Genomic DNA, 11273 nt, shown 5'->3' with positions numbered 1-11273 from the left:
AATTGCCTCAGATTTTTTACCGAAACCCAGATCATTCAACCCGAACCCCGACCCGCCAGCACATCCCTGCGCCGCCGGTGAGGGGCTATTTACGGACACACATCACGACTCGCAAGAGGTTTTTTCGGGAAATATTGCAGTTTTTTGAAAATCAGAATTTTATCGTTTATTTTCAGTGCCTTGGAAAATGGCGTCTGGCACATTTTCTTTGATCGGACGTTTTGGCGCATTACCGCGAACCTGCAAACAACCCTGGCATCCCGCGGCCGGAGTTGCAGCGCATGTCACAGCACCGCCCTGTTGCCCAGCAATGTATCGACCAGGAGATCAGCCTGTGCGTTGAACATTCCCAGGCCGGGCATGGTCGGGCATCCCAGTGCCCGCGCAGCCTGCAGCATGGGCGTGATTTCGGGTTTGGTGATCGCATCTGCCACGAACTGGCCGGCACGCAGCCGGTCGGCCAGAATCGGCAGAGGATCACCCGCGCGCATGCCGACGGGCGTTGCGTTGCAGATCAGGTCATGGCCGGTGGGATCGGCGCTGCCTGTGCCCACGCGGCCGGGAAAGACGCGATCCAGCCGTGCCACAATCGCATCGCGGCGCGCGGTGTCGGCCTCATGTATCGACAGATGGCTTGCGCCGCGCTGCAATATCTCGAACGCAATGGCCGATCCGGCGCCGCCAGCCCCGACCAGCAGCGCCCGCTTGCCCGCCACGTCAAAGCCCAGCGCGGCGATCCCGTCCAGGCATCCCTGCCCATCGGTATTATCACCCACCCATTTACCATCGTCGCGGCGATACATGACGTTGACCGAACCGGCGAATTGCGCCCGTTTAGATGGCAGATCGCACAGCGCCAGCGCCGCCGATTTATGCGGCACGGTGATGACGATGCCGTCCAGGTTCTGAACATGGCGCAGCGCGCGCATGACAGCCGCCAGATCATCAGGCGCCACATGCATGGGCACCACAAGCGCGTTCACGCCGCGCCGCATCAGGTTTTCTGACAGGCTGGTGGGCGATTTAACCTGCGCGATCGGGTCGCCCAGAATGGGGAACAGTCGGGTTTCGCCATCAAGCCGCAGGTCCATATCAAATCCTTTCCGGGCGGGTCATCCGCCTGCCTTGGTGAATGCCGCCCGGCCCATGCGTGCGGCCCAATGCGCCAGCGTGATTTCTATTCCTTCAGTGACGCCCGTCACCGGCAGGGCATCGAACCATGCGGCATGGTCACCACCGGCCAGCCGGTCGGGCATGCGGAACGGCGCGCCTGTGATGGTGATATTGTCGGCGCGACTTTGCATTCGCAACTGATCGACGAAACCGGCGACCGATCCGTATTCACCGCCCATGTCGATAACCTGCACCCCATCAACCGGGGCGGCAATGGCGGCGGCCATTGCGGCGGCCACGTCGCACACATGAACAAACCCCACATTGCCGGAAAACCCGATCTGCGCGGGCTGGCCCGTGGCCGCGGCGCGCAAGGCAATGCTGGGCCCCGCCGCCAGGCCCGAACTTTCGCCGGGGCCGTAAACGATATAGGGGCGAAACCCGACGCTGCGCAGGCCGTGATCCCTGGCGGCGACGCGGGCAAAGCCTTCGAGCGCCAGTTTCAGCGCCCCGTAATGTGACATCGGCGCCGGGTTCACGGGATCATCGGGGCCGTAAACCGCGCCGGTGCTGGCATAGACCAGTCGCCCAATCCCCTGCCGGATTGCCGAGGCGATGATATACTGACTGGCGGTCAGGTTGATCGCGATCGCCCGAATGGGATCGGCGGCACAATCCACCGTCATCAGCCCGGCCAGATGCACCACCGCATCACAGCCCGCAATGGCGGCATCGACTGCATCCAGATCGCGAATATCGCCCTGCCGTATCTCGACCTTGCCCGACAGCCCATCCTGAACAAAGTCCAGATTACCCGGCTGGGGCGCCAGATCCAGCACCCGCACCTGGTGCCCCTGCCCGATCAGCGCCAGGCTAACCCAGGCCCCCAGAAAGCCGGTGCCGCCGGTGATCAGAACCCGGCTCATCCCTCAACCCCGCAGGCCGTGCGCGCGGCGATATAGCCAAACACGATCCCCGGCCCCAGCGTGATGCCCGGCCCCGGATAGACCCCGCCCATGATCGACGCCATATCGGCACCGCAGGCATACAGCCCCGCAATCGGCGTGCCGTCGCGGCGCAGCACCCGTGCGTGGTCATCGGTGACCAACCCGTTGGCCGCCCCGATCTCGCCCGGCCACAGCCGCAACGCGAAATAGGGGCCCGCCCCCACCGGGCCCAATGTCGGGTTCGGCCCGTGCGTCGGGTCGCCATTCGCGGTCTGATATACGGTGCTGCCGCGCCCGAAATCGGTATCGACGCCGGTCTTGGCAAAGCCGTTCATCCGTTCGGCGGTTTCGGCCAGGGCGGCGGCGTCGATCTCCAGCTTTGCGGCCAGATCTGCCAGCGTGTCGCCCCGCGTCAGGTATCCGTCGTCCAGAAACGGCTGCATGTTCCTGGTGCCGGGCCGCACCATGCCCATGCCGTATTTACGTACCGTATCTGCATTGCCGATCATGAACGCCGGGATTGTGTCGCCGTCCTTGTTCCGGGCATACATCGTGCTGGCGAAATCGTGATACGACCAGCTTTCATTCACGAACCGCCGCCCGTGCCTGTTGACGGTGAACATGCCCGGCTTGCTGCGATCCAGCACGAAATGCGGGAAGGATGCCGTGCTGCCATCGGGCCGCTTGCGGTTCGATACCGGCGCCCAGAACACCGGCTGGGCATAGGTGTCGGCGTAATGGGCGCCCATCTCCAGCACCAGATCATGTAATTCGCCGGTGCTGCCGGGGGCCGACGGGCTGGCATCGGGCAAGGGGCTGGGCAGCATCTGCGCGCGGCGTGTGGGGTGTTTCGCAAAACCGCCACTGGCCAGAATGACGCCATAGCGCGCAATCACCCGCCGCACCTGCCCGCCCTGCTGTATCGTCAGGGCATAGCCATGCCCGGCCTGTTCCAGGGTGGTCACTTGGGTCCGGGTCACAACCCTGACACCCAGCTTGCGCGCAGACAGCAACAGCCGCGCGATCAGCGCATTGCCCATCACCAGCCGCGTGCCCCGCCCATGGCGCAGCCTTTGCACGTAGTAACTGCCGACCAGCCGCAACGAATGTGCCAGCGAGCGCAGCGATTTTCCCATCTTTAGCAGATGCGGAATATCGTCGCGGTCGATCATCATCCCGCCCAGAATGGTAAATTCCGGGATCGGCGGACGCACCAGCGCCAGGTCGCGCCCCAATACACTGGCATCAAACGGCTCTGACTCCAAGGCGCGGCCGCAGGAGGTCGATCCTTCAAGCTCATACAGATAATCGGGGTGAAACGGCCGTGCCCGCAGGTGTAGGTCGGTGGCGTCTTCCAGGCGGTCGACAGCCGCCGGGCCATTGGCCACAAAAGCCTCGCGCAAGGCGCGGGGGGCGCGGTTGCCAACGGCGCGATCAAGAAAGCCCAGCACCTTTTCAGGACTGTCTTCGCCACCAACGCTGTCCTTGTGGCGCGTATTGGGAATCCAGATCGTGCCGGCGGAAAACGCCGATGTGCCGCCCAGATATTCCGTGCGCTCCACCAGCAATACCTGCCGCCCCTCCAGCGCGGCGAAAACCGCGGCCGACAGGCCCGCGGCACCGCCACCCAGAACGACGATATCGAATTCGGCACCCTCTTCAACAAAAGGCACGCCCGATAAGGTTTCCGCCATGACACCCCACAATGGCCCATCGCCCGCCAAAGTGCAGGCGTCGATACCTTAACCACTATGGAATGTCTTTCAAGTTTAAAAAATCCTTCCATTTATGTGTCGAATTGCTAGGCTGGCCCGGAATAGTCTTTCTGGGGGAATGCCATGGGCGACCTGCGTATCGCGGTCATCGGGGCGGGTGTAATCGGGCGCACGCATATCGAAACCATCCGCCAGACATCCGGATTTGCGCTCGCGGGAATTGTCGAACCGTCTGACCAAGGGGCGCGGCTGGCGCGGGAACTGGGCTGCCAGAATTTCGCGGGTCTTGAGGAGGTGATCGCCGATCGCCCGGACGGGGCTATACTGGCCACACCGAACGCACTGCATGTGCCGATGGGGATCGACCTGCTGGCAGCGGGCATTCCTGTCTTGATCGAAAAGCCAATTGCCGAAACCACTGCAGCGGCCCAGCGCCTGCTGGACGAAGGCGGCAAAAGCGGAACACCGGCGCTGGTCGGGCATCATCGCCGCCATAACCCCATCATCAAGGCCGCGAAGGCCCGGATCGAGGCGGGCGATTTCGGCACGTTGGTCATGGCCAATGTCAGTTCTTCGCTGATGAAACCCAACAGCTATTTCGATCTTGCCTGGCGGCGCGAACCCGGCAATGGCGGGCCACTGCTGATCAACATGATCCACGAGGTCGATCTGCTGCGCCATTTCTTTGGCGACATCAGCGCGGTCATGGCTGTTGCATCCAGTGCCCGGCGCGATCTGCCGGTCGAGGATACAGCGGCGGTGCTGCTGGAACAGGCCTCGGGCGGGCTTGTGGCGGCGGCGTTGTCCGATGCGGCCAACGGGCCCTGGGCGTGGGATCTGACCTCGGGTGAAAATCCGGGCCGATTTCCCGCGCATCCCGTCAGCTCGCACAGTTTCAGCGGCACCAGGGCGGGCTTCAGCCTGCCTGACCTGACATGGTGGCAGCACAAGGGAACGCCCGACTGGACCCGGCCGATGACGCGCAGCAAGCTGCGCCACGGGCATCAGAACACCTATAACGAACAGTTGCGGCATTTCGGTCAGGTCATCCGGGGCAAGGCCGATCCGATGGTGACGCTGCGCGACGGAATTGAAAACCTGCGCGTGATCGAAGCCATGAAGCAATCGGCGGCCAGCGGTGCCCGTGTCATGCTGGACGGGGCGCGCTGATGTCGGGTGTGATGCAGCGCACGCTGGGCATTCTTGAACGTCTGTCGCAGGATCCCGACGGGCTGCAGGTCAGCACGATCGCGCAGGATCTGAACATGCCCGCCAGCGCTGCGCACCGGTTGCTGAAAGACCTGTCGCAGATGGGCTATGTGCGGCAGGTTCGCGCGCAGGGTGATTATGCCCTGACGATCAAACTGGCCGCGCTGGGGTTGTCCTTTCTGGGCAAGACAGGTGTCACGGATATCGCCCAACCCATCCTGGACCGGCTGGCCCGCCAGTCGCGCGAACTGGTGAGGCTGAGCGTGCTTGATGGCCGTTCGCTTGTCTGGGTGGCGGTGGCGCAGGGGGCAACATCGGGTTTGCGGTATGATCCGGGCCGCGAACAGGGGGTCGTGGTGCATCTGGCCTCCAGCGCGGGCGGACGCGCCTTGCTGGCCACCCTGTCTGACGAACGGGCGCTTGAGATGATTTCGGATCAGGGCTTGCAGTCGCAGGTGCCTGTCGGGCCGAAAGCCCCGACAAGGATGACCGAGGTTCTGGCCCTGCTTCAGGAAACGCGCGACCGCGGGTATTCCATCGCGATCGACAGCTATATTGACGGAATGGCTGCGATGGCGATGCCGGTTCGTGGGCCGGGCAGCGCCGCCGCCATTGGCTGCCTGTCGATCGCCGGGCCAGCCGTGCGGGTCACGCCCGAGCGGATGCAGGAACTGGCACCGGCCCTGCGCGAGGCCGCCGACGAGATCGGACAGGCCTCCGCGGCCTCTTCGTTTTTCAGGCATCTGCAAAGTACCTCTGCCGAAGGGAGAGGCTGAAAGTTGTCCGCCCCATCAACATATCATGGCGCTGAAGAATGCGATCTGCTGGTCGTCGGGTCGGGGGCGGCCGGGCTGGCGGCCGCGATAACGGCGGCCCATCACGGGCTAAGGGTCATCGTGGCCGAAAAGACCGCCTATCTGGGGGGAACCAGCGCCTGGTCAGGCGGCTGGCTTTGGATCCCGCGCAACCCGCTGGCCGTCGAGGCCGGCATTGACGAGCCCGCGTCCGCGCCGCACCGCTATCTGCAAAGCGAGCTGGGAAATCGGGCCGCAGACCCCCGACTGGAGGTCTTTCTGGAAAACGGGCCACAGATGGTGCGGTTCTTTCGTGACCATACAGCTGTTGAATGGATCGACGGCAACCGGATACCGGATTTCCATGAAAGCCCCGGATATATCAAAGGCGGTCGATCGGTATCAGCCAAACCCTTTGACGCGCGCCAGCTTGGGCAGCTGATCGACAAGCTGCGCCCGCCGCTCGGGGTCATCAGCCTGTGGGGCATGGGAATCGCCAGCGGCGCGGAGATGGCGCATTTCTTCAATGCCACCCGGCGGCCCAAGTCGGCATTATATGTCACGGGGCGCCTGTTGCGGCACGTCCGCGATCTGGCGCTGCATGGGCGGTCGATGCGGTTGGTCAATGGCAATGCCCTTGTCGGCCGCCTGCTGAAATCGGCGCAGGATCTGCACGTGCGCCTGCTGACCGACGCGCCTGCCACCGGCTTGATCCGGCAAGACGGACAGGTCACAGGTGCCAGCGTCATGCATGCGGGAAAACCAGTGAACATCACGGCGCGGCGCGGTGTGGTGCTGGCCACGGGCGGCTTTCCACACGACCCCGCCCGCATTGCCGCCAGTTTCGGACATGCGCCCGATGGGAACGGGCATTTTTCAGCCGCGCCCAAAACCAATACCGGCGATGGCTTGCGCCTTGGCGAAATCGCGGGCGGGCTGGTGGACATGGATCTGGAACAACCCGGCGCCTGGGCGCCTGTATCGCTGGTGCCCGATGGGCGGGGCGGATTTCACCATTTCCCGCATCTGGTAGAGCGCGCCAAGCCCGGCATCATTGCCGTCGATGCATCCGGGCGGCGCTTTGTGAACGAAGCGGATTCCTATTATGATTTCATGCAGGCGCTGTTTGCGCGCAGTTGTCCCGATGAGCCCAGTCATGCCTGGCTGATCTGCGATCATCGCGCCCAGCGCAGATATGGGCTGGGATGGTCGAAACCGTTCCCGTTCCCCTTGGGCCGCGCGGTCCGCAGCGGGTACCTGAAGCGTGGGGCCTCGCTTGCCGAACTTGCCGTGGCCTGCGATCTGCCAGCGGACAGGCTTGCGGAAACGGTTGCCGCCTTCAATGCGTCGGCCAACTCTGGCGCAGATCCCGAATATCATCGTGGCGAAAGCGCCTATAACCGGGTGCAGGGCGATCCGGATCATGGTCCCAACCCCTGCCTTGGTCCGCTGACGCGCGGCCCGTTCTATGCGGTGCGTATCGTTCCGGGCAGTCTGGGCACATTCGCGGGTCTGAAAACCGATACTGCCGGGCGCGTGCTGGACGCCGGTGGCCAGCCGGTGCCTGGCCTGTTCGCGGCGGGCAATGACATGGCCTCGATCATGGGCGGGCACTATCCGTCGGGCGGGATCACGCTGGGGCCGGGGATGACCTTTGGCTATGTCATCGGTCGAACGCTGGCCGGCCATCCGCCCCAGCCCCGAGACACACCCGAAACAACAGGAGAAGCCCCATGACCTATTATGAAATCGCCACGCTGAAGACGGTGATCTTTGGCGCGGGCAAGGCGGCACCGGCGTTGCAGACCTGGCTGAACGGCCCAGATGCAAAGGGCACGCTGCTGGGGGCCTTCACGCCCGACATCGGAGATCTGAACGAAGTTCTGATCCTGCGCGGGTTTGACAGCCTGGATCAGATGATGGCCGAACGCGACCGCGCCCTGCTGTCGGACAATCCGATGGGCTGTGCCGAGCTTCTGGTCGATATGCGGTTCGACAGCTATAAACCCTTCGATTTTCTACCTGCCATTCAGCCCGGCGATTTTGGCCCGTTCTATGAATTCCGCACCTATACCGCACGGCTGAACGGCATCGCCCCGACGATGGATAAATGGCGCGATGCTGTGCCAAAACGGTTGGAGTATTCCCCGCTGACCATTGCCATGTACGGGCTGGATGGCGCGCCGCGCGTCACCCAGATATGGCCCTATCGCAGCCTGGCCGACCGCACCAGGGCGCGCGGAGAATCGGTGGCAGATGGCAACTGGCCGCCAAAAGGCGGGCCGGACTGGCTGACGCCGAACATGACGTCGACCATCGCCATGCCGATGGCCTTTTCACCACTGAAATGACTGGGGGCCGCAATGCCACATCCACTGTCGCTGTCGTTCCTGACAACATTCGATGTCGGCCCGCTGGATGCCATCGCGATCGCCGAACAGGCCGGTTATGACATGATCGGCCTGCGCCTGACCCCAGCCGGGGGTGAGGCCCCGTATCCGGTGATGACCGATCCGGCCTATCAACGCGCCACTATCGCGGCCTTGCGCGACAGCCCCGTCACAATGGCCGATGTCGAGATCGTGCGCCTGGGCCCGGACAGTGACATCGCCGGATTCGAGCCGTTCTGTGATCTGGCCGCACGATTGCAGGCGCGACATGTTCTGGTGGCTGGCGACGATGACGATCATGCCCGCATCACCGACAGCTTCGCGGCATTCTGCGATCTGGCTGCGCAGTATGATCTGACCGCCGATCTGGAATTCATGCCCTGGACCGGGGTTAAAACATTGGCACAGGCGCACAGGATCGTCGCCGACGCAGACAGGCCCAATGGCGGCGTGTTGATCGACGCCTTGCATTTCGACAGGTCCGGGTCCAGCATCGACGATATTCGATCCTTGCCGCCACGCCTGATCAACTATGCCCAGCTTTGCGATGGCCCCGCCATTTATGATCCGTCAGATGCCGGGCTGATACAGATCGCCCGGGCCGAGCGGATGCTGCCCGGCACCGGCGGTATCGACCTTGTGGCGATTGTATCTGCCCTGCCCGACGGCACGCCGATCAGTGTCGAGGTGCCACAGCACATGCTGGCCCGCACTGTGCCCCCGCTGGAGCGCGCCAGACGCGCCATCGCTGCCACGCGCGAGGTGCTGGCGCGGGCCGGCCGTTCATAATCTCGGGTCAGGCGGATCGTCTGCGCAAAAACAGACGGCGGCGGCGTGGTTTGTTCGCAGCCTGCGGCGCCGGGGTCGGGGTCGGGGTCGTCTCTGTCACAACACCGCGTCGTTGTGGCTGCGAGGGCGCGGCCGAGGCAAAAACAAACGTGTCCTGCGTGACAGACATTGTCATGCCCGCGCGCTCTATCAGCGGCTGAAGCGATTGCACCTCGGCCTTTTGGGCGGGCTTGAAGGTAAAGACGAACTCATCCGCGCCCTTTGCCTTTACGGCCGCCGCGATCCGCTCGCGTCGCTCGATCAGAATGCGCATGACGGCGGCCTCGAAGGTTTCACCGGTGCCGGCATCCGCGCCTTGGTCGATATCCGGCAAGATTCTGGCAAAGACCTTGAACAGGGCCTCATACAGATCGGCTCTGGCCGCCAACTGGGCCGGCGTTGCGCTGTCCTTGCGATGAGAGCGGGGCGCAAGGCCATGCCTTTCATGCGCCTTGAAGCGCGCCGGAACGATGACCATGCGCGGTTTGTTCGCCTGTGCTGCGCGGTGCGCATTCTCATGCGCCGCCCCTGCCCGGTTAGGGGCATGGTTGTGTTCTGCCAAAGGCATTCTGCCACTCGCCTGCTGCTGCTGCCCGCCATCGGATGCGGGACCTGCTTTTGATTATTTTTCAAAAAGTAATGTGGCTTTTTTGGGACGATGGCCAGCCCGAATTGGCTGCGTGGCAAGAATGGGCGGCCAATTGCCACCGATACAGCGATATCGCCGCGCAATCCGAATTTGTCACGCCACCGTGTCGGGGCTGTCGTATATCGCGCGATATCGCCATACTGTCGCGAAACGGCGGCCGATATAAAGGAGAATGAACATGAGCTGGGCAGGACGCGCATTGGAATTGCTGGCGCTGGGTTTTGTGCTGGCACTCGGCGTTCTGACATTGCTCGCGGTGATCCTGTTCATCATCGACCGCGCCCAGACCGGCGATGCGATCCGGCGCAATTATCCGGTGATCGGGCGGTTTCGGTATCTGTTTACCGAACTGGGTGAATTCTTTCGCCAGTATTTCTTTGCGATGGACCGCGAGGAAATGCCGTTCAACCGCGCCCAGCGCGACTGGGTGGCCCGTGCCGGCGAAGGCAAGGGCAACACCGTGGCCTTTGGTTCGACCCGCAACCTGAATATCGTGGGCACGCCCATCTTCGTGAACGCCGCTTTTCCGCCGATCGATGACCAGTTCGCGGCCACCGAACCGATGATGATCGGCCCGACCGCGCGCCAGCCTTATGTGGCCCCGTCGATCTTCAACATCTCGGGGATGAGCTATGGCGCGATTTCCAAACCTGCGGTGGAGGCCCTGAGCCGCGGCGCTGCACAGGCGGGGATCTGGCTGAATACCGGCGAAGGCGGGTTGTCGCCCTATCACCTGATGGGCGGGTGCGATATCGTGTTTCAGATTGGAACCGCCAAATACGGCGTGCGTGACGAGTTGGGCAACCTGTCCGACGAAAAGCTGCGGATGATCGCAGAACATGCCGAAGTGAAGATGTTCGAGATCAAGCTGGCGCAGGGTGCCAAGCCCGGCAAGGGGGGCATACTGCCCGGCGCAAAGGTCAATGACGAGATATCGCAAATCCGCGGTATCCCTGTGGGCAAGGACAGTATTTCACCCAATCGCCATATTGATGTCGATTGCTGGGGCGATCTGCTGGATCTGGTCAGCCGCATTCGGGCGGTGACGGGCAAGCCCGTGGGGTTCAAGACCGTGGTCGGGGGATCGGAGCCCTTTCATGACCTGTTTCGGCTGATCCGCGAACGCGGTTCTGACAGCGCGCCGGACTTCATCACCATCGACGGCGGCGAAGGTGGAACCGGCGCGGCCCCCATGCCCCTGCTGGATCTGGTCGGGATGCCCATACGCGAGGCGCTGCTGATGGTCTCGGATCTGCGCGATGTTTACGGCTTCAAGGATCGCATCCGGCTGATTGCCAGCGGCAAGCTGGTCAATCCAGGCGATGTGGCCTGGGCCATCGCGGCGGGGGCCGATTTCGTAACCTCGGCCCGCGGGTTCATGTTTTCACTGGGCTGCATTCAGGCGCTCAAGTGCAACCGCAACACCTGCCCCACCGGCATCACCACCCATGATCCACATCTGCAAAAGGGGCTGGTGGTCGAACGAAAGTACACCCGCGTGGCCCGCTATGCCAGATCGGTGATCGGCGAGGTCGAGATGATCGCCCATTCGGTCGGGGTGACAGAACCACGACAGTTGCGCCGTCGCCATGTGCGGCTGGTTCAGCCTGACGGGTCGTCGCGCCCGA

At 63.2% G+C, this 11273-nt stretch carries 11 protein-coding genes; 7 read left to right on the top strand and 4 right to left on the bottom strand.

The features are described 5' to 3' along the window. The coding region (locus ACTCHC_RS02310) for a hypothetical protein (RefSeq protein ID WP_463020837.1) at window positions 1-212 on the top strand (212 nt) is incomplete at its 5' end. Between the two features lie 72 nt (window positions 213-284). On the opposite strand, the gene ACTCHC_RS02305 is transcribed toward ACTCHC_RS02310, so the two are convergent. The 3 genes from ACTCHC_RS02305 to ACTCHC_RS02295 are packed head-to-tail and all read right to left on the bottom strand — an operon-like array spanning window position 285 to window position 3754. After that, window positions 285-1091 carry a shikimate dehydrogenase family protein gene (locus ACTCHC_RS02305; protein WP_463020836.1) on the bottom strand — a complete coding sequence of 269 codons (807 nt, stop codon included), beginning with the start codon at window positions 1089-1091 and terminating at the stop codon, window positions 285-287. A gap of 21 nt (window positions 1092-1112) precedes the next feature. Continuing rightward, window positions 1113-2039 carry an NAD-dependent epimerase/dehydratase family protein gene (locus ACTCHC_RS02300; protein WP_463020835.1) on the bottom strand — a complete coding sequence of 309 codons (927 nt, stop codon included), beginning with the start codon at window positions 2037-2039 and terminating at the stop codon, window positions 1113-1115. After that, window positions 2036-3754, bottom strand: a complete 1719-nt coding sequence (locus ACTCHC_RS02295; RefSeq protein ID WP_463020834.1) for an FAD-dependent oxidoreductase — start codon at window positions 3752-3754, stop codon at window positions 2036-2038. Before ACTCHC_RS02295 ends, ACTCHC_RS02300 begins: the two co-directional genes overlap by 4 nt. 144 nt (window positions 3755-3898) lie before the next feature. Between ACTCHC_RS02295 and ACTCHC_RS02290 the strand changes: the two genes are divergently transcribed. Genes ACTCHC_RS02290 through ACTCHC_RS02270 form a run of 5 tightly spaced genes read left to right on the top strand, consistent with a single transcriptional unit; the run spans window position 3899 to window position 8957 of the window. Further along, the gene (locus tag ACTCHC_RS02290; RefSeq protein WP_463020833.1) at window positions 3899-4945 is read left to right on the top strand and encodes a Gfo/Idh/MocA family protein; all 1047 of its coding nucleotides are present in this window, start codon (window positions 3899-3901) and stop codon (window positions 4943-4945) included. Further along, on the top strand, window positions 4945-5760 hold the full coding sequence (locus ACTCHC_RS02285; protein ID WP_463020832.1) for an IclR family transcriptional regulator: 816 nt from the start codon (window positions 4945-4947) through the stop codon (window positions 5758-5760). The genes ACTCHC_RS02290 and ACTCHC_RS02285 overlap by 1 nt, the downstream gene beginning before the upstream one ends. A 3-nt stretch (window positions 5761-5763) precedes the next feature. Then, window positions 5764-7515, top strand: a complete 1752-nt coding sequence (locus ACTCHC_RS02280; protein ID WP_463020831.1) for an FAD-dependent oxidoreductase — start codon at window positions 5764-5766, stop codon at window positions 7513-7515. Further along, window positions 7512-8129, top strand: coding sequence for an NIPSNAP family protein (locus ACTCHC_RS02275; protein WP_463020830.1), 618 nt, complete (start codon window positions 7512-7514; stop codon window positions 8127-8129). Before ACTCHC_RS02280 ends, ACTCHC_RS02275 begins: the two co-directional genes overlap by 4 nt. Window positions 8130-8141: 12 nt before the next feature. Next, on the top strand, window positions 8142-8957 hold the full coding sequence (locus ACTCHC_RS02270; protein ID WP_463020829.1) for a sugar phosphate isomerase/epimerase family protein: 816 nt from the start codon (window positions 8142-8144) through the stop codon (window positions 8955-8957). A gap of 7 nt (window positions 8958-8964) precedes the next feature. Here ACTCHC_RS02270 and ACTCHC_RS02265 read toward each other — a convergent pair whose 3' ends face one another. Further along, window positions 8965-9474 carry a hypothetical protein gene (locus tag ACTCHC_RS02265; RefSeq protein ID WP_463020828.1) on the bottom strand — a complete coding sequence of 170 codons (510 nt, stop codon included), beginning with the start codon at window positions 9472-9474 and terminating at the stop codon, window positions 8965-8967. 349 nt (window positions 9475-9823) lie between these two features. Here ACTCHC_RS02265 and ACTCHC_RS02260 point away from each other — a divergent pair. Next, window positions 9824-11273 (top strand): FMN-binding glutamate synthase family protein (locus tag ACTCHC_RS02260; RefSeq protein WP_463020827.1); only part of this gene is annotated, 1450 nt, incomplete at its 3' end.

This window comes from Actibacterium sp., from assembly GCF_055134745.1.
Note: the sequence above shows the minus strand (reverse complement) of the source record. Positions and strands in the feature narration are given on the sequence as shown.